26 protein-coding genes are annotated in these 25,952 nt (G+C 62.7%); 10 read left to right on the plus strand and 16 right to left on the minus strand.

Going from position 1 to position 25,952, the window contains the following annotated elements; all coding sequences use genetic code 11:
- Positions 1-125 precede the first annotated feature (125 nt).
- From SJY41_RS00735 to SJY41_RS00745, 3 genes are all read left to right on the plus strand, one after another.
- Positions 126-1,190: an MBL fold metallo-hydrolase gene (locus SJY41_RS00735; RefSeq protein ID WP_380778246.1), complete on the plus strand. Its 1,065-nt coding sequence runs from the start codon at positions 126-128 to the stop codon at positions 1,188-1,190.
- 34 nt (positions 1,191-1,224) lie between these two features.
- Entirely contained in the window at positions 1,225-2,094 is an 870-nt protein-coding gene (locus SJY41_RS00740) for a dienelactone hydrolase family protein (RefSeq protein WP_380778248.1), read from the plus strand.
- A 173-nt stretch (positions 2,095-2,267) separates the two neighbouring features.
- Complete coding sequence (locus SJY41_RS00745; RefSeq protein WP_380778249.1) at positions 2,268-2,885, plus strand: glutathione S-transferase family protein; 618 nt, start codon at positions 2,268-2,270, stop codon at positions 2,883-2,885.
- A 161-nt stretch (positions 2,886-3,046) separates the two neighbouring features.
- Here SJY41_RS00745 and SJY41_RS00750 read toward each other — a convergent pair whose 3' ends face one another.
- The 3 genes from SJY41_RS00750 to SJY41_RS00760 form a co-directional block, all read right to left on the minus strand.
- Complete coding sequence (locus tag SJY41_RS00750; protein ID WP_380784025.1) at positions 3,047-3,565, minus strand: thioredoxin family protein; 519 nt, start codon at positions 3,563-3,565, stop codon at positions 3,047-3,049.
- Between the two features lie 5 nt (positions 3,566-3,570).
- Positions 3,571-5,163, minus strand: a complete 1,593-nt coding sequence (locus SJY41_RS00755; RefSeq protein ID WP_380778251.1) for a DEAD/DEAH box helicase — start codon at positions 5,161-5,163, stop codon at positions 3,571-3,573.
- Between the two features lie 256 nt (positions 5,164-5,419).
- A complete protein-coding gene (locus SJY41_RS00760) occupies positions 5,420-5,887 on the minus strand; it encodes a hypothetical protein (RefSeq protein ID WP_380778253.1) in 468 nt (155 codons plus the stop codon).
- A gap of 89 nt (positions 5,888-5,976) precedes the next feature.
- On the opposite strand from SJY41_RS00760, the gene SJY41_RS00765 reads away from it, so the two are divergent.
- The 4 genes from SJY41_RS00765 to zwf all read left to right on the plus strand — a co-directional run bounded on the left by SJY41_RS00765 (position 5,977) and on the right by zwf (position 11,815).
- A complete protein-coding gene (locus SJY41_RS00765) occupies positions 5,977-7,425 on the plus strand; it encodes an FAD-binding oxidoreductase (protein WP_380778255.1) in 1,449 nt (482 codons plus the stop codon).
- Between the two features lie 61 nt (positions 7,426-7,486).
- Positions 7,487-8,266 (plus strand): SapC family protein, encoded by a 780-nt coding sequence (locus SJY41_RS00770; RefSeq protein WP_380778257.1) that lies wholly within the window; start codon positions 7,487-7,489, stop codon positions 8,264-8,266.
- Positions 8,267-8,686: 420 nt separating this feature from the next.
- Positions 8,687-10,234: a cation:proton antiporter gene (locus SJY41_RS00775; protein WP_380778258.1), complete on the plus strand. Its 1,548-nt coding sequence runs from the start codon at positions 8,687-8,689 to the stop codon at positions 10,232-10,234.
- 84 nt (positions 10,235-10,318) lie between these two features.
- Positions 10,319-11,815: a glucose-6-phosphate dehydrogenase gene (gene zwf / locus SJY41_RS00780; RefSeq protein ID WP_380778260.1), complete on the plus strand. Its 1,497-nt coding sequence runs from the start codon at positions 10,319-10,321 to the stop codon at positions 11,813-11,815.
- Positions 11,816-11,916: 101 nt separating this feature from the next.
- On the opposite strand, the gene SJY41_RS00785 is transcribed toward zwf, so the two are convergent.
- From SJY41_RS00785 to SJY41_RS00795, 3 genes are all read right to left on the minus strand, one after another.
- On the minus strand, positions 11,917-12,204 hold the full coding sequence (locus SJY41_RS00785; protein ID WP_380778262.1) for a hypothetical protein: 288 nt from the start codon (positions 12,202-12,204) through the stop codon (positions 11,917-11,919).
- 25 nt (positions 12,205-12,229) lie between these two features.
- Positions 12,230-12,460, minus strand: coding sequence for a hypothetical protein (locus SJY41_RS00790; protein ID WP_380778264.1), 231 nt, complete (start codon positions 12,458-12,460; stop codon positions 12,230-12,232).
- Positions 12,461-12,579: 119 nt separating this feature from the next.
- Entirely contained in the window at positions 12,580-14,982 is a 2,403-nt protein-coding gene (locus SJY41_RS00795) for a hypothetical protein (protein WP_380778266.1), read from the minus strand.
- A gap of 127 nt (positions 14,983-15,109) precedes the next feature.
- On the opposite strand from SJY41_RS00795, the gene SJY41_RS00800 reads away from it, so the two are divergent.
- Both SJY41_RS00800 and SJY41_RS00805 read left to right on the plus strand, forming a co-directional pair.
- Complete coding sequence (locus SJY41_RS00800) at positions 15,110-16,384, plus strand: amidohydrolase family protein (protein WP_380778268.1); 1,275 nt, start codon at positions 15,110-15,112, stop codon at positions 16,382-16,384.
- Positions 16,385-17,051: 667 nt separating this feature from the next.
- Positions 17,052-17,843, plus strand: coding sequence for a hypothetical protein (locus SJY41_RS00805; protein ID WP_380778270.1), 792 nt, complete (start codon positions 17,052-17,054; stop codon positions 17,841-17,843).
- Positions 17,844-18,140: 297 nt separating this feature from the next.
- Here SJY41_RS00805 and SJY41_RS00810 read toward each other — a convergent pair whose 3' ends face one another.
- The 8 genes from SJY41_RS00810 to SJY41_RS00845 form a co-directional block, all read right to left on the minus strand.
- Positions 18,141-18,386: a hypothetical protein gene (locus SJY41_RS00810; protein ID WP_380778272.1), complete on the minus strand. Its 246-nt coding sequence runs from the start codon at positions 18,384-18,386 to the stop codon at positions 18,141-18,143.
- Between the two features lie 67 nt (positions 18,387-18,453).
- Positions 18,454-18,828 carry a 50S ribosomal protein L7/L12 gene (gene rplL / locus SJY41_RS00815; protein WP_056047577.1) on the minus strand — a complete coding sequence of 125 codons (375 nt, stop codon included), beginning with the start codon at positions 18,826-18,828 and terminating at the stop codon, positions 18,454-18,456.
- Positions 18,829-18,892: 64 nt separating this feature from the next.
- Complete coding sequence (gene rplJ, locus SJY41_RS00820) at positions 18,893-19,408, minus strand: 50S ribosomal protein L10 (protein WP_055879768.1); 516 nt, start codon at positions 19,406-19,408, stop codon at positions 18,893-18,895.
- A gap of 278 nt (positions 19,409-19,686) precedes the next feature.
- Entirely contained in the window at positions 19,687-20,043 is a 357-nt protein-coding gene (locus SJY41_RS00825) for a GFA family protein (protein ID WP_380778274.1), read from the minus strand.
- A 321-nt stretch (positions 20,044-20,364) separates the two neighbouring features.
- On the minus strand, positions 20,365-21,057 hold the full coding sequence (gene rplA, locus SJY41_RS00830; protein WP_056047582.1) for a 50S ribosomal protein L1: 693 nt from the start codon (positions 21,055-21,057) through the stop codon (positions 20,365-20,367).
- Between the two features lie 4 nt (positions 21,058-21,061).
- Positions 21,062-21,493 carry a 50S ribosomal protein L11 gene (rplK, locus tag SJY41_RS00835; protein ID WP_192145326.1) on the minus strand — a complete coding sequence of 144 codons (432 nt, stop codon included), beginning with the start codon at positions 21,491-21,493 and terminating at the stop codon, positions 21,062-21,064.
- Positions 21,494-21,717: 224 nt separating this feature from the next.
- Positions 21,718-22,002 (minus strand): hypothetical protein, encoded by a 285-nt coding sequence (locus SJY41_RS00840; protein ID WP_380778276.1) that lies wholly within the window; start codon positions 22,000-22,002, stop codon positions 21,718-21,720.
- On the minus strand, positions 21,992-23,236 hold the full coding sequence (locus SJY41_RS00845) for an EAL domain-containing protein (RefSeq protein WP_380778278.1): 1,245 nt from the start codon (positions 23,234-23,236) through the stop codon (positions 21,992-21,994). Before SJY41_RS00845 ends, SJY41_RS00840 begins: the two co-directional genes overlap by 11 nt.
- Positions 23,237-24,051: 815 nt before the next feature.
- Between SJY41_RS00845 and SJY41_RS00850 the strand changes: the two genes are divergently transcribed.
- The gene (locus tag SJY41_RS00850; RefSeq protein ID WP_380784026.1) at positions 24,052-24,711 is read left to right on the plus strand and encodes a carbonic anhydrase; all 660 of its coding nucleotides are present in this window, start codon (positions 24,052-24,054) and stop codon (positions 24,709-24,711) included.
- A gap of 175 nt (positions 24,712-24,886) precedes the next feature.
- Here the strand turns inward: SJY41_RS00850 and nusG are convergent, their stop codons facing one another.
- Together nusG and secE are read right to left on the minus strand one after the other, a co-directional pair.
- Positions 24,887-25,423, minus strand: a complete 537-nt coding sequence (nusG, locus tag SJY41_RS00855; RefSeq protein ID WP_380778280.1) for a transcription termination/antitermination protein NusG — start codon at positions 25,421-25,423, stop codon at positions 24,887-24,889.
- 13 nt (positions 25,424-25,436) lie between these two features.
- The gene (gene secE / locus SJY41_RS00860) at positions 25,437-25,634 is read right to left on the minus strand and encodes a preprotein translocase subunit SecE (RefSeq protein WP_056047594.1); all 198 of its coding nucleotides are present in this window, start codon (positions 25,632-25,634) and stop codon (positions 25,437-25,439) included.
- Positions 25,635-25,952 lie beyond the last annotated feature (318 nt).

Below are 25,952 nucleotides of genomic sequence, written 5' to 3' on the forward strand. Positions count from 1 at the left end.
TCGGGAGCCCAGTCTCAATTTCCGCCTTCGCGGGGAAGCACGCTGCCTTGGTTCGGCGGCAACTAGGGTCCTCCGGCAATATTGCCGGGCTATCTCCCCGATCGTCCAGTTGCTAACCGCAACGGATGGCAACCGCACCCGACACCGCATTCGCGCCGACCGCTCACAAGGGCCTGACCTACCCGTTCGGCGGCGCCGAGCCGGAGTCCGGCGGCGTGATGCAGGTCGTCCCCGGCATAGACTGGGTCCGCCTCAAAATCCCAGGCCCGTTGAAGCACGTGAATTGCTGGCTCCTCGCGGACACTGACGGCGAAGCGCTGATCGACACCGGCATGAACACCGCCGATGCCCGCGACGCCTGGAAAGCCATCTTCAAGGGCGCCAAGGCCGGCACCCGCATCACCCGGATGATCGGCACCCACTTCCACCCCGATCATATCGGACTGGCCGGCTGGATGTGCGACCATCACGCCGCACCGCTGATCATGACGAGGGGTGAATGGCTGACCGCCCGCATGCTCGCCGCTGATGCCCGCGATTCGGTCCCGCACGAGATGCTCGCCTTCTGGAAGGGGGCAGGTTGGGACGCCGACCAGATCGACCACGCCACCGCCCGGGGCTGGGCTGGCTTCCGCAAGATCATCACGCCGCTGCCGCTCAGCTACACCCGCATCGAGGACCGCGACACGCTCACGATCGGCACCCGCGACTGGCGGATCGTTACTGGCTCCGGGCACTCGCCCGAGCATGCGTGCCTGTTCGACGAAATCGCTGGGATCTTAATCGCCGGCGATCAAGTGCTTCCCCGCATAAGTCCGAACGTCTCGTTGGGTGTCACCGAACCGGGTGCCGATCCCCTAGGTGAATGGTTCGCCTCGATCGCCAAGCTCAAGACCTTGCCATCGGACTTGCTTGTCCTGCCCGGCCACGGCGATCCGTTCACCGGCCTCCACACCCGCCTCGACGCGATGGACCGCGAGCACCGCGAACGGCTTGACGAACTCGCCGCCTTCATCGCCGAACCCCGCCGCGCGATGGACTGTTTCGGCCGCCTGTTCCGCCGCGCGATCGGCCCGGACGTGCTCGGCATGGCAACCGGCGAAGCGCTCGCGCATCTCCGCCGCCTCGAAGTCGAAGGCCGGGCGACCCAAGACATCGTCGATGGCGTGTGGTGGTGGCGCGCCGCTTAAGCTAGCATGCAGCCAAACCCGGCAGGAGAGGCCCATGTGCGACGAGCATACCGCAGACGATAACGAAGCGTATCTGGCGGGCGTCTCGCGCCGGCAGTTTGGCGTGATGACCGGCGCGATTGGCCTAACGATGCTGCTTCCTGCGCCCGCGAACGCAGCGGTGATCAAGGGCCGCGATGTCTTGATCACCACGCCGGACGGCAAGGCCGACGCCTATTTCGTTGCCCCCGCCACCGGCAGGCACCCGGGCGTGCTCGTCTGGCCCGACATCATGGGCCTGCGCCCAGCTTTTCGTCAGATGGCCGACCGGCTCGCCCAATCCGGTTATGCGGTGATGGTCGTCAACCAGTTCTATCGCTCTACAAAGGCCCCGTTCCTGAAGCCCGGCGAGTCCTACGATCAACCTGACGTCCGCGCCCGCATCGCGCCGTTCCGCGACGCGCTCACCGCCGAAGGCACGGTCCGCGACGCGAAGGCTTTCACCGCGTTCCTCGACACGCAGACGCAGGTCGATCGCAAGCGGGGCATGGCGACCACCGGCTATTGCATGGGCGGCCCCATGGTCATGCGTACCGCCGCAGCTGTATCCAGTCGTATCCGGGCAGGCGCGACCTTCCACGGCGGCGGCTTCGTCACCGACAAGCCTGACAGCCCCCATCTCCTGATTCCGCGGATGAAGGCGCAATATCTCATCGCGATCGCCGCCAACGACGACGCCCGCGCACCGACCGAGAAAGACACGCTGCGTACTGCCTTCGCCGCAACCAAATTGCCTGCTGAGATCGAGGTATACGAAGGTACCATGCACGGCTGGTGCCCGCCCGACTCCAAGGTCTACAACGCGGCTCAAGCGAACAAGGCCTGGGCGCGCATGCTCGCGCTGTTCGACAAGGCGCTCGTGTAAGGGTGTTGCAAACAGGAGAGCTTCAACCGCGTGAACCCCTCCTTCTTGTTCTCCCGCGAAGGCCCGAGTCCAGTCTGGGTCCCCGCCTTCGCGGGGAAACAAGCTGCGGCTAATCCTTGACTGCGCCGTCTCTGCATGAGATTTCCGTTCACGATTCGTTCTAAGGAAACCCGATGACGCTCACCCTGTACACGAACCCGATGTCACGCGGTCGGATTGCTCGGTGGATTCTGGAAGAGATCGGCGCCGACTATGAAACGATCGTGCTCGATTATGCCTCGGCGATGAAGGCCGAATCGTATTTGTTGATTAACCCGATGGGCAAGGTCCCGGCGATCGTCCACCACGGCAAGACCGTCACCGAATGCGCTGCGATTTGCGCGTATCTCGCCGAGGCCTTTCCCGACGCCGGCCTCGCCCCGAGCGACGACGAACGCGCGGATTACTATCGTTGGCTGTTCTACGCCGCAGGCCCAGTCGAGGCCGCAATCACCAACCGCTCGCTCGGCGTTGTCCCGACCGAGACGCAACAGCGAATGGTCGGTTATGGCAGCTTCGATGCGGTCATGGACGTCCTGGAACGCGCCGTATCCGCGCATCCCTTCATCACCGGCGACCGTTTCACCGCGGCAGATGTGTATGTCGGATCGCAGATTCTTTTCGGCCTGCAGTTCGGTTCGCTGCCCAAGCAAGCTGCGTTCACCGACTATGCCGCGCGCCTGACCATTCGTCCGGGATATCTGCGGGCAGCGGCGCTGGACGATGCGCTGATCGCGGCCGCCGCAGCGTAGGGGCGAGTTCTTGCGCAAGTGGTAGGCAGAATTCGGAAGGTTGCTGGTCGACCTTTGCCCCGCGTTCGAAAGAGGTCCGCAGCGCCCGCAGTGCAACATCGTTCCCCGGCAAAGGCCGGGGAACGATTGCTCAAAAGTGGAGTGCCTTTAGCGTACGTTGATCAAGCAGCCCACTTCGCCAGCCAGTCTGCCAACGCCTGCGGCCCCATCGACCGCGCGTCCGCCAATTCGGTCTCATGCCCCGCGTTCAGCAGCTTGTTGCTACGCGGATCGACAACCAGAACCGCCGGCACGCCCTTCAGACGGCCCTTGATGCCGTAGCCCGCCGCGATCTGCCCGTTCTTGTCGAAGCGGCCGATGTCGACCGTCACGACGACGAACTTGCTGTCCACGAACCGCTTCATCTCGGGCAGGTCGATCGTCCCCGCGAGGAGCCGGCAGTCGAGGCACCAGTTTCCACCGAGATCGATCAGCAAACGCTTGTGCGTCTTCAAAGCGCGCGCGCGCGCGGCCGCGACCCGAGCGTTCGCGTCCGCTGCCTCGTCATAGGGCAACGGCAGTGGCTGCGGCAGCCTGTCGAAGCTGGTCGTGTTGACGTGTGGTGCCGCGACCCTGCTGCGCGGCGCGGCCGGCGCTGCAACTGCGGTGGCGAGCAGAGCCAAAGCGGCAAGACGGATCATCGACATCACTCATATCCTCCGATTACGGCATTGAGGAAGCTTGGGAACGGCCCGTTCCAGCCATCGTCCGGCGCATCGTTCACGACCTCGCGACGGTCACGATTAGGTGCAGGCAGCGCTTGCTCCACAGGCGCCTGTTCCTGACGAACCGGCTCTGGACGCGCGGGCTCTGCGCGAACCGGCTCCGCGACAATTGGCTTGGCATGAACGGGCTCCACGCGAACCGGCTCAGCAGCAACCGCAGCCGCAATCGCCGCGGGACGCGCGGGTGCGACCGCAGGCACAGGCTCGTCGATCGGCGTACGCTGCCACCGCGAGCGCTTGACCTCGACCACCGGCTCGGCCGCGGCCAGCACCTCCGCCACGATCGCCGGCGCGACAATATCCGCCCGCGGCGCACGACGGCTCCGCGAACGCTCGCGACGCGGCGCCTGCTCGTCGTCCTCGGGTGCAGCGACCGGGGCAGGGGCGTCCGATGCCCCGCCGACCTTCAGCCGCTCGATCGTCTGTCCGGTAAGCTTCTCAATGTTCTGGATATTCTCGGTGTCGTCCGGCGCAACGAACGTATACGCCGTGCCCGTAGCCCCGGCGCGACCCGTGCGACCGATCCGGTGGACGTAATCGTCCGGATGCCACGGCGCGTCATAGTTGAAAACCGTCGACACGCCCTTGATGTCGAGCCCTCGCGCGGCGACGTCGGAAGCTACAAGGATCGTCACCGCGCCGGTCTTGAAGAGCTCCAGCTCGGCCAGTCGCTGCGGCTGTTCCATGTCGCCGTGGATCTCGCCCGACTTGTAGCCCGCCTGCTTCAGCACCTTGTTCAGGTCGCGCACCGTCGTCTTGCGGTTGCAGAAGATGATCGCGTTCGTCACCTCTTCCTGCGCCAGGATCCGACGCAACGTGTCGCGCTTGGCGGTCTGGCTCGGCACCGGCACCAGATACTGCTTGATGTTGAGGTTGGTCGACGCCGGGCGCGACACCTCGATCGTCTTGGGATTGGTCAGGAACTTGTCCGCCAGCTTCTTGATTGGCGGCGGCATCGTCGCCGAGAACAGCAACGTCTGGCGCTGCTTCGGCAGCTTGGTGCAGATTTCCTCGATATCGGGGATGAAGCCCATGTCGAGCATCCGGTCCGCCTCGTCGATAACGAGCATCGAGCAGCCGTTGAGCATGATCTTCCCGCGCCCGAACAGGTCCATCAGCCGGCCCGGTGTCGCGATCAGCACATCGACGCCCTTTTCGAGGGCTGCGAGCTGGTCACCCATCGACACGCCACCGATCAACAGTGCCATCGAAAGGTTCGAATTGACGCCGTATTTCTCGAAATTCTCCGCCACCTGCGCGGCAAGTTCGCGCGTCGGCTCGAGGATCAAAGAGCGTGGCATGCGTGCGCGGCTACGGCCATGCGCAAGAATGTCGATCATCGGCAACACGAACGACGCGGTCTTGCCGGTGCCCGTCTGGGCAATGCCGATGATGTCGCGCATCATCAGCACGGACGGAATTGCGCCGGCCTGGATCGGGGTCGGCTCGGTATAGCCGGAGTCGGTGACTGCCTTCAGCAGTTCGTCGGAGAGGCCGAGATCGGCAAAACTCATGCAAATGTCCGGTAAATGGAGGGTGAAATGCACTGCCCTCAAGCTTTCCGGCGCTCGCCGATTTACCGGCAAATGTCAAGGAAACGCGGTTAGCGGAGGACGCGTAAGCAATTTCCGCCCCATGCCTGATGGCAAATCGGCCATCCTCTTAAAACCTCGGATTTAGAATTCCGCTTAGTCGACGTCCGAACAACCGGCATTCCAACTTGCGTCGATGCAATGATGAAGCCACGCGGTGCTCGCCTATAGCGGATTGCTACTTCTTCGGACGAAGGCTCTTGAACCCTTCGATCTCGCACCGCGCGCCGGATCGCATCCGAATGGCGTCGCGGTCCTTGCAGATCAAGCCGTCGGGCCCCGGCTTCAGATAAAAGCCCGTGTAATAATCGAGCGGTTTGCAATCACCGTCGAGCCGAACGCGCAGCCGGCTCTGGTCATCCATCAACAGGTCGACGGCACCCTCCTTGTTCAGCATCGCGCCGGCAATATCGGCCACCGCGATGCATTTCGGCCCTTTATGCTCTTTCCACTCGACCCGCGGATCGGTCGCGCGCGTCGTCATTCGGCTCATCCGCGGTACGCGGATAATGATCCTCTCATGAATCGACGTCTGCGCGAGTTCTAAGCCATTCAAGCTCGATCCCGAATGTTGCGTATCCTCGATCGCGGCAGCGGCAGGACCCGCTAATGCGAGAAGAGTGGCGGGAATGGCGGGGTGGATCATGATGGTCACGTAACCGTTAGCGGCAATCGTTGAACGCGCGATGAATTTTGTTTAGCGCTCCGGCCATGTCCACAGTTTCGGCAACAGTCATGACGTCCCCGCAAGCGTCGATGCTGGAGGCGTTGTCGTCGCGGCTTGACCCGAAAACGATCATCACCGACCCCGCGGACATCGATCCTTGGCTGCACGATTGGCGTGGTCGGTTTCACGGTAGGGCACCGGCATTGCTTGCGCCGACGTCGACCGCGGAGGTCGCGCTGATCGTCGCAGCGGCGGCCGAACACGGCGTCGCGCTGGTGCCGCAGGGAGGCAATACCTCGATGGTCGGCGGTGCGACGGCGCCCAGCGATGGTCGTGCCTTCATCCTGTCGCTTCGCCGAATGAACCGCGTTCGTGGTCTCGATGCGGATGCCGGACTCGTGGTCGCAGAGGCAGGGGTCATCCTTGCCGACCTCGATGGCGCGGCGCGATCGCAGGGCTGGCGCTTTCCGCTTACGCTCGGCGCACGGGGGACCGCGACGATCGGCGGGCTCGTCTCGACCAACGCCGGCGGCACGCAAGTGTTGAAGTTCGGCACGATGCGGGGCCTCGTCGCGGGGGTCGAGGCGGTGCTTGCCGATGGTACCATTCATGACGGCCTGTCAGCACTAAAGAAGGACAATCGCGGCTACGACCTCGATCAGTTGTTCATAGGTGCCGAGGGCACGCTCGCGATCGTAACCGCCGCCACGCTTCGTCTAGCGCCGGCGATCGCAGCGCGCGGAACGGCATGGGTCGGGGTCGCGTCACCTGCCGCGGCGTTGACGTTGCTGCGGACGATGCAGGCGAGAACCGACGCGATCGAAAGTTTCGAAATCCTGCCGTCGGAGTCTTTGGATGCGGCGATCGCGCACCTCCCGAATGCGCGGGCGCCCCTGGCGGGTCGTCATGCCTGGCATCTCCTGATCGAGGCGGCGTCGGCAACGACCGAAGGCGAGGCTCCGTCGGCTCTTCTCGAACGCCTGCTCGGCGCGGCCCTCGCTGACGGAGCGATCGGCGACGCGACGATCGCCAGCAGCGAGGCGCAGTCGGAGGCATTCTGGCTGATCCGCGACTCGCTGTCGGCAGCCGAACGTGCACTCGGCCCGGCGACGCAGCACGACATCTCCATTCCCGTCGAGACGATGCCGCGCTTCATGATCGAGGCTGCGGAGGCATGCGACGCGCGGTTCCCCGGCACGCACGCGAGCGGGTTCGGCCATCTCGGCGATGGCAACGTGCATTTTCACGTCCGAGCGGCGCCTGGTACCGATCCCGCGTCCTGGTATGCCGAGCAGGCGCCGGTGATAACGCGCTTCGTCGGCGACCTGGTCGCTGCCGCTGGCGGATCGATCTCGGCGGAGCACGGGATCGGCCAAATGAAGCGCGACGAACTCGAGCGCCTGTCGTCGCCCGCGCGCATGACAGCCTTGCGCGCAATCAAGAGCGCGTTCGATCCGCTAGGCATCCTCAATCCCGGAAAGCTCGTCACACTTGCACGCCCGCTCGTCGCACCATAGAGCCTCGCCCCAATCGGTGGCATGAGCCGCCGGCAATATCCTGATCGATCCGGAGAGTATTATGGCCAGCGCCGCCCAGCTTCCGCTTTTCTACAACGGCCTCGAGCCGCTCTCGAGCGACACACACGCCAACTACAAGGTTCGTTCGCAGGACAGCGCACCGTTCCTGGTCGGCCAGCATGCGATTCCGATTACCGTCGATGAGTTCCCGCTCGTCCAGCGTCACATGCCGATCGTCTTCTCGGTCGGCGAGGATGCAATTCCGCTGGCACTGATGGGCTTGAACGAAGGCATCAACGTGTTCGTCGGCGACGACGGCAAGTTGACCGAGAACACGTTCTACGTTCCGGCGTACGTGCGTCGCTACCCTTATATGCTCGCACGGCTTCATCCCGATGCGCAGGAACTGTCGCTCTGCTTCGATCCGACATCCGATGCGATCGGCCCGTTCGAAGACGGCGACGCGCTGTTCGAGAACGGTCAGCCCAGCGCGCTGACGCAGAACATTCTCGGTTTCAACGAATCGTTCGAGCAGGCGGGTGCCCGCACGCAGAACTTCATGAACGAGCTTCGCGAGATGGAGTTGTTGATGGACGGCGAAGTGACGATCCAGCCGGAAGGCGCCGAGCAGCCGTTCGTTTATCGCGGTTTCCAGATGATCAACGAGGAAAAGCTGATAGATATGCGCGGCGACGCGCTGCGCAAGATGAGCAAGTCAGGCATGCTGCCGCTGCTCTATGCTCACCTCTTCTCGCTCTCATTGATGCGCGATATCTTCGCACGCCAGGTGCAGCTCGGCGTCGTTCCTCAGCCTCAGATGGCGCCCCAGTTCAACGTTTGAGCTAACTGGCACTGCACCCGCCCCGGCTCGGATGCAGCATCCGTGTCGGGTCTGGCTGCTTCCGCGGGCAATCTCGTTACGGTGGGTTCGGCAAATACCCGGTCAGATCGGGTGGATAGGCTGACTCGGTACCGCATGACGGAAAAAAATGTGCAGTGCGGCACGGTTAGGGTTGAACCAAAACCGGCCTCACCTATTTAGATCCTGTACGGCATCGTGTCCCCCCCTTTCGCGGCGCCGTACGGCACGCTTTTAGCGTGCCTCCTCCCTGAACCTAGGCCACTCCGTGCTTCATGCGCGGGGTGGTTTTTTTTGGTCGCGGTGTGGCAGGTGAATGGGCAGTCATGACTCCTCGGCGCGACGTGGCAATTAGCGAGCGCCTATGCGGACCCTTCGTTACGTCCCGCCCGTTGCGGTCGCGTGCATCTTTTCGAAAGCCTCGACGCGATCTTGCTACTGGCGCTCGTTCTGCTGGTCTTCGCGCGCAAGCTGAATGTGCCGTATCCCACGCTGCTAGCCGCAGCGGGGCTCGGCTTTGCTGCGTTGCCCTTTGCGCCGATGATCACCGTCGATCCCCATCTCGTCCTCGCGCTCTTCATCGCGCCGGCCTTGCTTCATGCAGCCTACCATACGAGTCCGCGCGCGCTCCGCCGATACTGGTTCCCGCTGCTGTCACTGGCCGTATTTGCCGTGCTCGTTACCACGGTAACGGTCGCGCTCGTCGGCGTGACGCTAGGCGGTCTTCCGCTGGCAGCAGCTTTCGCGCTTGGCGCGATCGTCGCGCCTCCCGACGCTGCCGCGTCCGAAGCGGTGCTCGGCGAAGTCGGTATTCCTAGGCGTGGTCTGCTCCTGCTCCAGGGCGAAAGCCTGCTGAACGATGCGACAGCCCTTTTGCTATTCGGTCTCGCCACCGCGTTTGCGACGCATTCGGATACATCGGCGACCCCGTGGGCGCTTGCGGCGGCGGTGCCCGGAGGTATCGTCTTCGGTGCGGTGACTGCGCTGGCCTATCTCCGCATCGTCCCCCTGTTCGCCGGGACGCTCGGTTCCAGTCTGGCGGACTTCGCGGTCACCTTCGGACTATGGTTGCTGGCCGAGCGGTTGCATATCTCGCCCGTCCTTGCTGTCGTTGCATTCGGCATGATCGTTTCGCAGCGTCGGCCGATCAATCAGCCTGCCCGCGATCGTTTGCAAAGCGAGGCCGTCTGGTCGGCGGCGGTGCTGGTGCTCAACATCGTGGCATTCATGTTGATGGGGCTGCAATCCCGTGACGTGCTCATCCACTTGCCTCCCACCGAGCGCTGGCCTGCAATCGGATTCGCGGCCGCCATCCTGACAACGGTTTTGGGAACGCGGGTTGTTTGGGTATTTCTCGTACGGTTCGTCGAGGGCATCCTCGCGGATCGCTTCGAACCGTCGTGGTTGCCCAAACCGCCGCCATGGAACGCCTCGCTGATCTTGTCCTGGTCCGGCATGCGCGGACTGCTGACGCTGGCGACGGCGTTTGCCCTGCCGCAAGGGATGCCAGGACGCGATCTGATCGTACTGGCAGCATTCGGCGTCGTCATCGGGACGTTGGTCATTCAAGGCCTGACGCTCGGGCCGCTGATCAGACGCCTCGATCTGGGTGGCGAGGCTGGTCTTGCCGACAAAATCGCTCCTGCGCGCAAAAGGTTGATCGATGTGGGGCTTGCGGTTCTTCCGGCTAGCGAAGGCGGTGCTGCCGATGCCTTGCGCTTTCGCTACGGGGCGGCGGGGAAGGTTACGGCGGAGGCCGACGATCCACAGTCGACGTCCGAATTCGACGAGCTTCATCTCGAAATGATCGCGCGGCAGCGAGCGGTACTCCATGAGATGCGGGACGGCGGCGATATCGCGGAAGATGTCTATCGTCGGCTCCAATCCGAGCTCGATTGGTCGGAAGTCGATGCGCGCTCGTTCAGCGACAATGTTCTGAAGGCAACCTGATCTCGTTATCCGGAACATCGACCTGATTTCCGCTGTTTTGTTTTGCCAATATAGAGAGGGCAGATTGATGTTCGAGGCGCACTCGTGAGCCAGGCCGTAAAAGCCGCACCGCCGACCACGCTCGTTATTTTTGGTGCGATGGGCGATCTTACTCGCCGGTTATTGATGCCAGCGTTGATCAACATGACGAGACTGGGTCTGGTTGGCGACGACTTCCAAGTTCTCGGCGTCGGTATCGAGGAAGGCAATGATCAGACCCTGCGCGATGCACTCGGGAGCTTCGACGCAACGGGCGGCGAGGGTGATGGCGAGAAAGGGGAGGCTTGGACCCGGCTGCGCGAGCGTGTCGGCTACCTGCAAGGCGATTTCACGCAGGATGTCGTGTACGGGCAACTTAAGGAACGCCTGCATGGCAATGTAGCGTTCTATCTCGCCGTACCCGCGCGCTTCTTCGGTGATATCGTCGACAAGCTCGGTGAACATGGTCTCATGACCGAGGCGCGGCATGCCTTTCGCCGCATCGCGATCGAAAAACCGTTTGGTCACGATCTCGCCTCCGCCCGCGCGCTCAACACCCGGATTTTGGGCCGTGTGGCGGAAACGCAGGTGTATCGGATCGATCATTTCCTGGGCAAGGAGACGGTCCAGAATATCATGACCGCGCGCTTTGCCAACATGATGATCGAGCGAGTGTGGAACTCGGACTGTATCGACCATGTCCAGATTACCGCCGCGGAAGCAGTCGATGTCGGCACGCGCGGCAAGTTCTACGACGCGACCGGTGCCCTGCGTGACATGGTTCCCAACCACCTCTTCCAGTTGCTGGCCATGGTCGCGATGGAGCCGCCCGCGAGCTTCGATGCCGACGCGATCCGCAACGAGAAGGGTAAGGTGCTAAAGGCCGTGCGCGTCTATTCGCCGGGGCAGGCAAGACGAAATTGCGTCCGTGGCACGTATACCGCGGGCAAGGTCCAGGACCGAGACATTCCCGACTACACGGCGACTGCCGATGTCGCTTCGGATAGCCGGACCGAGACGTATGTAGCGCTGAAACTCATGGTGGATACGTGGCGCTGGGCCGGCGTGCCTTTCTACCTGCGGACCGGCAAGGCGATGAGTCGCCGGGATACCGAAATCGTCATCACGTTCAAGCCGGTGCCCTTCGCGTCGTTCCACAGGACCGCCGCGAAGATGCTGCCGCCGAACCGCCTGATCATTCAGATCCAGCCGGACGAGGGGTTGAGCATGGACATCAACATCAAACGGCCCGGTCTCGAAGTTGCCACGGCCCCGATCGCGCTCGATTTCCGGTATGCCGATGCGTTCGATATCGGCCATCTGACTGGATACGAGTCGTTGATCTACGATCTGTTCGCGGGCGATCAGACGTTGTTCCAGCGTGCCGATGCAATCGAGGCAGGATGGGCTGCCGTTCAGCCGTTCCTGAACCTCTGGGCCGATGGAGGCACGCCGGAGCCTTATGCCGCAGGGACGCTTGGGCCCGCAGCGGCCGACGCGCTCCTCGCGCACGATGGCCATGTCTGGCATGAACTCGCACCAGCGGGGCAGACCGTACCGTAAATAACCAGACTCCGGGCCGCCGCTGATTGCGGTCGGTCCGGAACCTGGAGCAGGGCTTTAAGGCATCGTCCCGTCTTGAATCGATGTGTTCGGCAAATCGATCAAACTCGTTCGATCAGCTCGATTTCGCCCTCGACCTCCATCTCGTCCTCATCCCCGATATCGTCCATGTCGGGCATGGTGAACTCGGCTTTCCAGTCGTAAATTTTCGCGACACCGCCCTGCACCCAGACGCGGACCGCACCCTCGGTGATTTCGCCGCCCATCGCACCGACGAAATCCGCCACCAGTGAATCGGCGGCATCCTCGTGATCGGTCGCGCCGGGGATCGTCGCAGCCGTCATCTCTTCGTCGAGTTCGATGATCTGAGCCCAATATTGTTTTGCCATGTGTCGCTCCTCGACTAGCTTGCCGTCAGCCGGCGGTAATGATCGGATGGTCCTCGCGCAGCCTGTCCGCCAGGCGCTCGACCGCGTCCACCTCGCTCGCAGTGCCCGATGGCGTGACCGTCCAGTTGCAGTGTGCATGAGTAGCGACGCTATAGACGCGAACATCGCCGACGATGAGCCGCCACCGCCGCCGGTCGCCGCTGTTATGGCGTACGAGGTTCGTGACGAACAGGTTCTGGATATCCGAGGCGGTCATTCGCGTCCCATAGCCAAAACCCCCGGCTTGGCGCCACCGCAAACCCTTAAGTCCGGGTATCTTACGCGCGGCAGTGTGCACGCGGAACTGATACCGGTGCTGTGATCATTGCCCTGCGACTAACGAGGCATGCTGACGGTAGCAACGGTGCCGGGGTCATCGCGCAACCGAAGGAACAGCGTTCCGTCATGAGGCTTGGGCGCAAGCAGCGTTGCACCGGTAAAACCCTCGGGCACGTGGACTGCTTCGACGAATCCCGGGTTCGACGCCAGCGATCCGATCAAGAACAAATTCGTGCCGGCCACGGTGCACGCGTCGGCGCACGCCAATCCCGTCAACGCCGGCGCGCGCACCAGCGTCACGAACGGCACCCAGTCTCCTGCGACCCGGTCCTGGACCAGACGCCACCGCAGCGGCCCGTGCGCAGACGCGCCAAGAAGGCTTCCGGGGTCTATCGATACGACCGAGAACCGCTCGTCCTGCAGGGTCAGGCCTTGCCCTGATTTGACGCTAGCCGTCATGGCCCCATCGGCCGTGCCGACCTCGACGCTATCGCCAGCGGAGAACCGCGTCGTGCCTTCCGCCCGCAGCGAAAATGTGATGCGGGAAGTCTGTGTGATCGACGTATCTCCCAACAGCGTTACCGGGAGACTGCCTGCCGGAGGAACCAGCACCGTTTTTGCGATCAGCGTGGCTTTGGGACGTGCAGCCGAAACGATGAACTTGACCGATCGCTTCCGGCCATCGCTCAGCGTCACGAGCGCCGTTTTCGCTTGGCCCGCAGCAAGGCCTGCGGAAGTATCAGCGACGAGTCCAAGCATGTCGGTTTTGTCGGCGCGCGCAATCTTGCCCGGCCGGAACACGGTTCCGTCTACGGTCAGCGACGCGACCAGGTCCAGTCGTGTGCCGGCTAACGTCCCTGCCGCATCTCCGGCGTACATCGTGAAACCGTCGATACGTCCCGCTTCCGCAAGCGCCGTCAGGGTGATGCGCTCCGGATCCGCGATGCCGAACTGCTTCACCAGCAGCGTTAGCTTCCCCGGCGGGGCCTTTGCCAGCGGTAAGGTCAGTGCAATCCGGTCGCCATTCATCGTCCATGCCAGGGGAACTTCACCGCCATTCCCGACCAGCGTCACGGCTTCGACGCAAGTTGGCGTCGGACCGCTCAACGTTACCGGATTGTCGCGCCCGACTACCAGGGTCTCTGGGTCGGCGTCTGCGAGATGCCATTCGCCCGCACGCGGCACCTGCAAACGATAGCGCGGGCCGTCGAACGGCGCGAACCCCCAGTTGCCGTGCAAGCTCACGTCGGTAACGCTGGCCAGACTACCGGTTCGCATTCCTACCTGATCAAGCACGTACCCACCGCGCTCGGCGTCCGCCATTACCGGCAACGCGATCACACCACCTTGCGAGGTCGTCACACGCATCGTCACGCCATGAGCGAAGTGCGTCGCGTAGATGAGCGGCGCGCCCTCGACCGGCAGCACCAAATCGGGCCTCGCCGCGCACACCATGCGATCCGCCTCGGCACGACGCATGGTCGGTGTCTGCGGCGTACCGCCTTCGACTGGTGGCATCGCGACGACCATCACGGATTTGGGACTGGCGAACGAAGGCGCCGCGTTCAGGAGCAGCGTCACTCGATCCTCCCGCGGCCGCGCCAACGCGGGAATGTAACGGAACTGCGTCGACTGAAACGCGCCGAAGATCTTCGCGAGATCGCGCACAACACCGATATAGGGGCTGTAATAGCCGAGTCCGCCCTCCGGCGTCGCACTCAGCTGCAACGCCAGATCGGTCGGCGCGCCCACCAGCGTATCAGCCAAGGTCGATGTCTGGCCGTCCGCCAGCACCAGGGAATCACGGCTTTGCGTCAGGCAGGACGCCTGCAGGTCTGCGGCGAGGTCGAGGCACTCTGCCTTCAGCTTGATCGCGAGACTGCGCGACAACAGCGGCGATACCGCCTCGATCCGCTCTGGTCTGGTACGTTCGAGGGAATGGATGCCGTCCAGGAACGCGTCGAGCCGCACCCGGTCGAGCGATGCCTGGTTCAGGTCCTGTACCGCACGCACGAACGCACCTGGCTGTTTGCGTACGGCACCGACGACGGCATCGAACCCGCCACTTTCCGGCACCAGGAATACGACCAATTGTTGCGCTCCCGTGGGCACGGTCAGTGCAAGCGCGTTGTGCTTGGTCTTCCACGTCTCCGCCTTGAAGAACCACGACCTCGGCGGCGGTTCGGTTGCTCCTCGGAGGAATCCTGCAACGAGAAGGTAGCGCGCGCCATTATCCTTCTTTCCGGTCGGTAGATCGGCTGCGATCGTCAGACGGTCCTCTGCCGCGAGAGCCGGAACCTGTGCGATCGGTAAGGTCGTGGTCCCCCGTGTCACCTTCACGCGCAAGGTTGGCCCGGTCAGGTCGAACGGGGCCGGATCGGCGCCTGCCGCGACGGGCAACAGCGCTGCGGCCAAAAGGCAGGCGGTCAGGCGGCAGAAGGTCGTTACGGGCGATATCATCAAGAGCGCTCTCGTCTTCGGAAAGCCGGCAATGACCTTTGCCCGTGTCGACATTAGGGCAAGCGCGGCTCTTGCCCTATCGGTCCACGTATCACACGATGCGCTTTTGACGGCAGGGGACATCCGTATGACGATCGCGAGAATTGTGGTGGCACTCGTGTTCGCGGGTACTGCCGCTGCGGGCAACGCAAAGACCACAGTCGTCACGGCCGCGCATATGATCGACGTCCTCGCGGGTAAGCGAGTCGATAATCCACAGGTGACGATCGTCGATGGCCGTATCACGGCCGTCGGGCGAAAGGGCGATACCGTCCCGGCTGACGCCGAACGCGTCGACCTGGGGTCTCGCACGTTACTTCCCGGGCTGATCGACATGCACGTTCACCTGACCAGCGATCCGACGCTGAGCGGGTACCGACAGCTCGAGTTCACGGACAATTTCTGGACGGTCGTCGGTGTCGCCAATGCGCGGCGAACGCTCGACGCGGGATTCACCACGGTCCGCAACGTCGGCTCCGCAAATTATAACGATGTCGCGATCAAGCAGGCCGTCGACCGCGGCTATGTTCCAGGGCCACGCATCGTGCCTGCTACGTATGCGTTGGGTGCGACGGGCGGCCACTGCGACGCGACCGAGTTCCCGCCATCGATCACGGTCCCGCACCCGCAGATCGCCAATACGCCCGACGAGTTTCGCGGCGCCGTACGCACGATCCGCAAATACGGTGCCGAAGTCGTGAAGGTATGCATGACTGGCGGCGTTCTTTCGAAAACCGACTCCGTCGGTGCTCAGCAGATCAGCCTCGCGGAGATCAAGGCGATCGTCGAAGAGGCGCACATGCTCGGTATGAAAGTCGCGGTTCACGCACACGGCGCTGCGGGCATCAACGACGCATTGCGGGCCGGCGTCGACACGATCGAGCATGCCAGCCTCGCCGATGCCGAGTCGTTCAAACTGGCCAAGGCGGGCGGCGCCTGGTTCGACATGGATATATATGACGACGACTACATCCTGGGCGAGGGCGCAAAGAACGGTGTGTTTCCCGAAAGCCTTGAAAAGGAGCGCCAGGTCGGCCTGAAGCAACGCCAGACCTTCCGCGCTGCGCACGCCGCGGGCGTCAAGATGCTGTTCGGAACGGACGGCGGCGTTTATCCCAACGGCAATAATGCACTCCAGTTCGCCAAGATGGTAGAATGGGGCATGACGCCGATGGAGGCCGTCCAGGCCGCAACATCGAGCGCGGCGGAAGCGCTCGGGCGGACGGCGGATGTCGGTGCGATCCAGTCTGGCCGCTTCGGCGATCTGATCGCGGTAGACGGCGATCCGCTCGCGGACATACGCGTTCTGGCGCATCCGTCATTCGTGATGAAGGGCGGGGCGGTGGTCGTCGTCGTGCGCTGAGCCGTATAGACGACGGCGTTTGGTCGCTGTGCAGGCGCGGTTCGTCGCATCGCGGCTTGCCGTCGCGGTGGGTTCAGCCTCCCCCGACGACAACGCCGCGATCAACGCGCGCAGGGGATTTCCGACGATGACGACCGACCGCGGGGCACTGGCCGCCCTGCTCGCCACGATGACCGTTATCAGTCCGGCCGTCGCCCGGACGGGTGGGCAGAGCGATCAGGCACAATCGGGCGCGCCGCAGTCCGCGCCCGTCCGCGGTCTCGAAGGCTTGCAAGCGCCGAACGCGCAGGCAGCGGATATGAGCGCGATCCCCGTACCCGCCGCGCCAAGGATCGTCCTTCCCGCCACGACGCCAGCGCCACGCATATCACGTCCCCGAGTGACGGAACGTTCGGTCGAGCACCCGGCCACGCGGATGGTGGCTACGGATCCGCTTGGCTCGCGTAGAGCGGAAGCCGATAAGTCGCGGGCGCCGGTATCGGAACCCGCGGCGCCGCCCCCTGCAGTCGCTAGCCCGACCCCCGAACGCGGGGCCACGCCCGCCGCGGGCGAAGTCGCGCCAGTACCTGCGCCGCAGTCGGTGGAACCTTCACTGTCCGAGGTCCCGACCCCGGATCCGACCTCGACTTCACAGCCGACGGTCACCGCACCGGTGACGGGGAGGGAGATGCCGTTCTGGCTTTGGCTGGCCGTGATCGTCATAGTCGTGGCTGTGCTTTGGGCGCTGCGCCGCCGCAAGCCTGAGATTCGTGGGCACGATGATCGTGACGAGGCAATCCTCACGCCAATTGGCGAGACAGCCGTGTCCGGTCCCGTCGCGACCCAACCCGTGGTTGTCGACGCTTCGCCCGCGCCGATCGTGGCCGCACCGTCCGTGCCAGCGCAAGGTTTGGCAGCGACACCTGCACCGAAGTTCCTCGAGCCTCGCAGCAAAGCTACCCCCGTTTCGCCCCGCGTCGCCCGCGCGCGGCTGACCTGCGAACTTCGCCCGCTACGTGCCGGGCTCAATCTCCTGAGCGCGACGGTGGAGTGCGAACTTGTCGTCACGAATATTGGCGACGCCCCGGCCGCCGCCATCCGCAGCGGCGTTACATTGCTTACTGCCCATGCCGGTCAGGATACCGACCTGGCACAGTTTAATGCCGCGCCGATCGTCCGCCCATCCGCACAGCCTTTCGCTCTGGCGCCTGGCGAGACCCGGACGATCCGCACCGTCACGGCGATCGCGCGCGATGCCATCCGCACCATGACTGCCGCCAACCGGCCGATGTTCGTGCCAGTGGTGGCGAGCAATATTCTCTACACGACCGAGGGAAACGACGCGCAGGCGGCGCAAGCATGGGTAATCGGAATCGAGCGCGTCGACTCCGCCAAGCTCGCGCCATTCTGGCTCGACGCTCCGGCGCGCATGTACACGACGATTGCCGCTCGACCGCACGGCGCGTCCTTCGATAGTTGAAACTATGGGGAGCATGGCCCTTGCCTCTAAGAGACCATGTCGAAGCTAGCTGCCTCGACCTTTATCGCCGAACGAGAGTTAGCGTCTGTCGATAAAAGGCAGAATGGCGTGCAGGACCCTGTTCTCTTCGCCGGCGGTGAACGTGTTCGTCTTGCGAACAAGGTCAGCTAGGCATCGGGGATTGGATCTTCGGCCCGTTGCCATCCCTATTCTGTTTGCGGTGCATTGGTTGTGTTTCCCGCCAGAAATCGACGCGGAACGAAGCACGTGGGCGACCAGCGCGACGCGCCGGGCGGGCTAGAGGGTGCGATCCTCAACTTCGAACGCTCGATGTTCGAAATCTGTTGGCTCCAGCAGCCTGGCGGCGCGTAGGAACATTGGTAACACGAGTCGTGCCTGACCCGAACGAATCCACGCCTTGACAGGGTAAGCAACAGCGCAGTCTTTTCCGCACACATGAAAAAGGGCGACCCCATCGCTGGGGCCGCCCTTTTTCTTAGCTGCGGCCAGCAGGAGCAAAGCCCCTGCTTCGTCGGTCGGCATGAATGCCGCCGGCCGGCCTTGCGGGGAGTGCACTTCAGCGTGGCTGAAGCGTCTCTCCCACTGCGGCTTACTTGACCTCGACGGTCGCGCCAGCAGCTTCGAGCTGAGCCTTGATCTTGGCGGCTTCGTCCTTTGACACGCCTTCCTTGACGGCCTTGGGAGCCGACTCGACCAGCGTCTTGGCTTCGGTCAGGCCGAGCGCGGTGATCGCACGGACTTCCTTGATGACGTTGATCTTCTTGCCACCGTCGCCGGTCAGGATGACGTCGAATTCGGTCTGCTCTTCTGCTGCAGGAGCAGCGGCGCCGCCGCCTGCTGCCGGTGCTGCGACCGCTGCTGCGGCCGAAACGCCCCACTTCTCTTCGAGCAGCTTCGAAAGCTCAGCTGCTTCGAGAACGGTCAGTTCGCTCAGGCTCTCAACGAGCGCGTTCAGGTCTGCCATGATAAATCTCCATCTCGGGGCTCATGCCCCATCAGTTCAAAAAGGTAACGAAAGGCCTGCAAGATCAGGCGGCTTCCTTCTCCGCGTAGGCGGAAAGCACGCGCGCGAGCTGCGCTGCCGGAGCCTGCGTGATCGTTGCCAGCTTCGTGGCAGGTGCCACGATGAGGCCAACGATCTTGGCACGCAGTTCGTCCAGCGAGGGCAGCGTTGCGAGCGCCTTCACACCGTCAACGTCGAGGGTCGTCGCGCCCATCGCCCCACCCACGATTTCGAACTTGTCGTTCGTCTTCGCGAATTCCACGACCACCTTGGCGGCCGCGACGGGATCGATGGAGCTGGCCAGACCGACCGGACCCGTGAGCATGTCGCCCAGCGAGCTGTAGTCGGTGCCGTCCATTGCGATCTTGGCAAGCTTGTTCTTCGAGACCTTGTAGGTCGCGCCGGCGTCGCGCATCTTGTTCCGCAGCACAGTGGACTGTGCGACGGTCAGGCCGAGGTTGCGCGTGACAACGACGACGCCGACCTCGGAAAAGGTGCGGTTCAGCTCGGCTACGGCCGCGGTCTTTTGATCACGATCCATGCCATTCTCCACGTTTTGTCAGGTTGCTCGCCGAAACGAACGACCCGGTTACTACCGGAGGCGCAGACAAACCCGCGCTTCCGGGGTGTCTCGTCGATGGGGCATGGGAGAGGGCAGACGCACGAGGCGCTCCGCTAAATCTCATTCCCCGTCTAGGTGGGAGATTAAGCACCGGCAAACCCGCTGCACCCACTGTCTCGGACGGAGTTCGACGAGCAAGCCCGTCGAACGAAGTTGCCGCTTAGCGGAATTGGCGGGGGAGTCAATCGCGGAGAGGGTCAGGCGTCGAGGTATAGCCCGGTATCCGCGCCATCGAGGCGGCGTATGCGGGCCGCCGCCAGGATGTCGGGCGGCATCAGGCGGGCGTTGATGCCGATCCGGTCGATCGCGGGGTCGGCCTTCGTCCAGTGCGTCACGCATCGGCATTCGCTGCAGCGATGGAAGCGCAATGTCTTGGCCCCCCAACTGTAGATGTCGATCGGAACGGATGCCGTGACGCGCACGTCACTTGCGCGGTAATAAGCCCACAGGACTCCGTAGCTGCGACAGATCGAGCAGTTGCAGTCGGCTACCCATTCAGGCGGTAGGGCGATGGCCAGCGTTACCGCGCCACAGTGACAGGAGGCTTCGATCATGCGTCATGACGTGGACCACAATGGCGCGCGGTTCACGTATTTTCCCACGACCCCGTCATCCTGACGAAAGTCAGGATCCAGAGCCGAGAGGGGCGACGTCTGTAACCCTGGATCCTGACTTTCGTCAGGATGACGGAGGGAAGGGGGTGTTAGCTGAAGGTAATCGGTATCGCCGAGCACGCAAAAAGGGCCGGGATCGCTCCCGGCCCTTCTTAACTTTTAGCGGCAGGACGGGAGTAATCCCGTCCTAGTCGGTCGCGGTTGCCCGCGCCGGCCGGGCGCTCGCCGTCTCGTGGCTAGCTCGCGCTAGCCACGTGCGGCTCAGGCGCCTGCAACCTCGGTCGTGTCGACCTTGATGCCTGCACCCATGGTCGACGAGATCGCGACCTTCTGGACGTACTTGCCCTTGGCGCCGGTCGGCTTGGCCTTGACCACCGCGTCGACCAGAGCGTCGAAGTTCGCGCGCAGGTCTTCCGCCGGGAACGACGCCTTGCCAATGCCCGAATGGATGATGCCGGCCTTTTCGACGCGGTATTCGATCTGGCCGCCCTTGGCTGCCTGAACCGCCGCTGCGACGTTCATCGTCACCGTGCCGAGCTTGGGGTTCGGCATCAGGCCCTTCGGACCCAGCACCTTGCCGAGGCGACCGACGATGCCCATCATGTCCGGAGTCGCGATGCAGCGATCGAAATCGATCGTGCCACCCTGGATGATTTCCATCAGGTCTTCGGCGCCGACGACGTCTGCGCCTGCTGCGAGGGCCTCTTCAGCCTTCGCGCCGCGGGCGAACACGCCGACGCGGACGGTCTTACCGGTGCCCTTGGGCAGCGTGACGACGCCGCGGACCATCTGGTCTGCGTGACGCGGATCGACGCCCAGGTTCAGCGCGACTTCGATCGTCTCGTCGAACTTCGACGTGGCGCCCGACCGTGCGAGACCGATGGCCTCGTCGATGCCGTGCAGCTTGACGAGGTCGACCGTGACGGCCTTTTGCTTCTTGCTCAGCTTAGCCATGATCTCAGCCCTCCACCACTTCGAGGCCCATTGCGCGGGCGCTGCCTTCGATGATCTTCGTCGCAGCGTCGATATCGTTGGCGTTGAGGTCCTTCATCTTCGTCGTGGCGATCTCGCTCAACTGCGAGCGCTTGATCGTGCCAGCGACGACCTTGCCCGGCTCCTTCGAACCCGACTTGAGACCAGCGGCCTCCTTGATCAGGTACGATGCTGGCGGGGTCTTGGTCTCGAACGAGAACGAGCGATCCGCATAGACCGTGATGACGGTCGGGATCGGCATGCCCTTCTTCAGTTCGCTCGTGCCGGCGTTGAACGCCTTGCAGAACTCCATGATGTTCACGCCGCGCTGACCCAGCGCAGGTCCGATCGGCGGCGCAGGCTTTGCATCGCCCGCAGGCACCTGCAGCTTGATGTATCCGGTAATCTTTTTAGCCATGTCACTCTCTTTTCAAGGGCGGCGAACGCGTGAGCGAGCCATCCGGTGAGTCTAGCGGTGATGACGGCTGCCTTTCGGCAACCTCCCGCACGTTTCCATCGATAAGGGTGGAAGCCGGCGCGCATACGCGAAAACTTCCTGAACGACAATACGCGTTTAAGCTGCGCTTGATCTAAGTCCGTCATGGTGCCGAACCGTGATGCAACAGCTCTCCGCGAGCGCAATCATTCGAATACGTTGATCGGCCACGCGATCTGCTTGGCCGCGGCGTGACAGGCCGCGCGTGTCGCGTAGCCGTCGGAATAGCTGATCAATCCTCCGGCTTCGTTGAACAACAGCCATGCCCAAACGCCTGCCAGTACGAGCGGTCGCGCAACGTCGAGGCCTTCCACCTCTCGCAGTTCCAGCCGCATGAAGGGAGCGGCGGGGGGCGTTTCGACGACGTCAGCGGGCGCGGCCTCGCCGATTGTCTTCGCGACGAGGCGGCCGAACCGGTTGTCAGGCGCCACTGTGGGGGACGATCGAACTTAGCGGCATGGGTTTCCCCCAATAAAAGCCTTGTCCACAATCCGCACCCAATGTCCTTGCCAGGACAAGATCGTTCTCTGTTTCGATGCCCTCGATGACAGTTCCGATGGACCGGCTCCTGCAATAGTCGATGATTTCCTTCAGTAGCGACGACGGAAATTCGCCTTTGACGCATTTTTGGAAAATCTTCCGGTCGATCTTGACCTCCGAGATCGGAAGCTCCGAGATCCGATCGAAATTGGTAGCGCCCTTACCGAAGTTGTCGAGCGAAATGGGTATGCCCAATCGCCCCAATTCCCGCATGTTCTCAAGCAGATGCCCGTCGAGCCCTGGGTAGCTTATTTCGGTCAGTTCGATGCCCAGCATGCCAGCAGGGATGCCATATCGTCGCAACCGGATCGGTAACGCCGTAATGAAGTCGGAATGCGCCAGAACCGCCGCGCTGCAGTTTACCGCAACCGGCACTTGGCGGCCGTCGTCTTGCAGCGCCGCCAATAACTTGGCCGCACCTTCTACGGCGAGCAACGTCGCGGCGATTTCCAGCGATACGATGGTCGACGGGGCGAAAATGTGTTCGGGATTGAGCGACGGTCGGTTGCGCAGGCGCGTGAGCGTTTCATAGCCTGCGACACGGTCGTCGCGCAGGGTGCGCTTGACGTGAAAATCATGGGTAAGATTGGGAAGAAGTCGCCCCTGCTGGATCAGCCATGACAGAAAGTGGCGGTCGCCCGTATCGCCGTCGTGAGGTTTGCGAGGAGTTTCGCGTAAAAGTTCGCCGACGGTCTTGGCGGTATATGGCGCGTCCAGCCAGTCGACCTGCTCGACATCGGACTGTTCCGCCAACGCCATCGCTTCGCGAAAATGTATGCTCGGTCGCAATATCGTCAGCGCGCCGGCGTAGCCCAACTCGTCCATCAAGCCGATAAATGCGTGTTGGTTGGCAGCGGAGGCATCGGGGTTCATGACGATCAGGTCCGGTTGAAAGGCCAATCCCGCGCGCTCTTCGCTCGGCAAGCCGATCCAGGCGACCTTGTGACCTGCCTCCTCGAGTTGACGATGCACGATCTTCGCGATGCGATCTTCATGATCCAGAAATAGGATACGGTGCCCGGCCGGAAGCGATTGCTTCGGGTGTGCCGGATCGGTGATGAGCGCATACGCCAAACCATCGTCGCTCGGAACGGACTGGCGCATGGTCATGCTCGTCAATGGCATCGGTCATTCCTCAATGCGAATGGGCGATTTTGTCGTGAATTTGAAAAGCCAGCCGAGCGCCCGTTCCCGGAGCCTCTAAAGGCCATGGAAACGAACGTCTCTCCCAAGCCGCACGTCCTCGTTGGAACGATACGTGGTAGATAATACTTAGCACAGTATGGATGATGATGGTTAACGGCGTTGCAGAAAACTGGCAATGTCATCGTCGCAACGCTACATGCATTTCAACTCGCTGATAATTAACCAATGTACCTTTCTAAAACCAAATTAATATTTTTTTACAACCCGTACTAAGTCGCGACGGATCGCATCGCCAGCAGTGCGATGCGTAATTAGGTTGGTATCAACCATATCTGCGGAACTGTGGCAGGCAATTGATTGCGACCCATCAGTTTTGTCCCCCGAAAGATGCGATTTGGCGTCTTCAAAATAGAATAGAACATGCGAAAAGCGTTCGCGTATCTTCGGCTCGAGCTTGGCTTGCCTGTCGCCGCATGTTTTCGCCGTGGCCACTGGGGGTCTTGATCGAACATCGCCGAGCGGCTCATGCGGGCACTCTCATCACGGCCGCGTACCGGGCTTCCGTCGGCAAATCTTCCGCCTCCGTCTGACCCGGATCAGCCAAGCGGATTGACTGCGGCGCGCCTGAGAATAGCGCGCTGAGATCAGCTGGACAGCCTGGCGCAGGGCCGTGCCGTAGATATACCGAACTATCGCAGCACTGCCTCTGTCAATCCCGTCGTGAGGAACCCTACTCGGCGGAAAACGGTTTCTGCGACATGGCCAATCCGGCCGTATCCGGGAGACTATCAACGATGACCGATTTTTCTGACCTAGTGGACGGCTACCAGCGCTTTCGGACGTCCGATTGGCGGCGTCAGCGCGATCGTTGGGCGAAGCTCAAGGATGGGCAAGAACCCCGCGTCATGGTGATCGCCTGCTCGGACAGTCGCGTGGAACCTGCGCAAATTTTCGATACGCTACCCGGCGAAATGTTCGTCGTGCGCAACGTCGCCGCGCTCGTGCCCCCATGCGAACTTGGCGGTGGGTATCACGGCGTTTCGGCTGCGGTCGAATTTGCAGTGACGCAATTGAAAGTCTCGGAGATCGTCGTTCTGGGGCATGGGAGTTGCGGCGGCTGCAAGGCGGCGCTGTCGGGCGCATTCCATGATGCCGAGCCAGGCCATGGCCGGTTCATTGCAGACTGGGTCAACCTGCTCGACGATGCACGGGACAAGGTGCGAGCGGACTACCCAAACGCTTCCGGTGACGAGGCCGGACGCGCCATGGAGCGTGAAGGTGTCAAGACCTCGATCGCAAATCTGCGCACGTTTCCGTTCGTACGCGAAGCCGAGGCGGCGGGCGATCTCAAGATCCACGGTGCGGTATTCTCGATCCGCGACGGTGTACTGAATGTCATGGCCGCTGACGGCGAGTTTCAACCGGCCAAGGCCAGCGATACTGCTGCGACCTGACGTAGTCGCATATCCGCAGGCTCCCCGGATCTATTCCGGGGAACCTGTTCCCGTAGCAGCGGGTGCCACGTTAAATGGAGTTCATTGTTGTCATGGCAGCGGAAGGAAAATTCACGTTGTCGCGCACACCGACATGGTCTCGCGATTAGTTCGCCCCGTCATCTGCGGCTTCGCGTTACTTGCTGCGCTCGACCTGCTCGAACTCGAGCTCGACCGGCGTCGCTCGGCCGAAGATCGATACCGAAACCTTGACGCGGCTGCGGTCGAAGTCGAGTTCTTCCACGAGCCCGTTGAAGGTCGCGAACGGGCCGTCGAGCACCTTGACCTGATCGCCGATCTCGTAGTCGACCTTGACCTTCTGCTTGGGCGCAGCGGCGGCTTCTTCCTTGCTGTTCAGCATCCGCGTGGCTTCCGCCTCGCTGATCGCCTGCGGCTTGCCCATGCTGCCAAGGAAGCCGGTGACCTTCGGCGTGTTTTTCACCAGGTGATACACGTCGTCGTTCATGTTCAGCTTGGCGAGGACGTAGCCCGGCATGAACTTGCGCTCGACCGAAATCTTCTTGCCGCGACGGGCTTCGGTGGTGGTTTCGGTTGGAACTTCGATCTGCTCGACGAGCTGCTCGAGACCCATTCGGGTCGCCTCGGCCATGATCGAGTCGCGGACCTTGCCCTCGAAACCCGAATAGGCGTGAATAATGTACCAGCGCGCCATGACGGAACCTTGCTTACTGAGCGAGTTTGAGGAGGGCGGAGACGATCGCTTGCAGGATCGAGTCGACGCCCAGGAAGAACAGCGCGAGGATCGTCGTCATGATCACCACCATCACGCCGGTCATGACCGTCTCGCGACGCGTCGGCCACGTGACCTTCGCGGTCTCGTTGCGGACCTGCTGGATGAATTCGAGGGGGGACGTCTTCGCCACGATGTTCTTCGAACCCGCTGATTGAGAAACTTGGGATGCGAGGCATAAACCGACTGACCGCTCTCTGTGAAGAGCCGCGGCGGCAGGTCCGTCCTCGCTGTCGGAAGCGCGGCAGATAGCTTTGGTGGTCGGCTAAAGCAAGTGCGCGACAGGAGAGGGGCCGGAGCAACCGCTGACCGTCCCATAACATACTGAAGCGGGCGCATTAAAGAAGTGGGGAGAAGAAGTGGCGGGGGAGAGCGCTTGGGTCGCTCGATCCCCCGCACGATCGTCTTGCCGGTGCCGGTTTCACCGGCGGCTCCGCTCCCACGGTTTCTA

Origin of the sequence: Sphingomonas sp. R86520, from assembly GCF_042466285.1 — a bacterium.
Lineage (GTDB): Bacteria > Pseudomonadota > Alphaproteobacteria > Sphingomonadales > Sphingomonadaceae > Sphingomonas.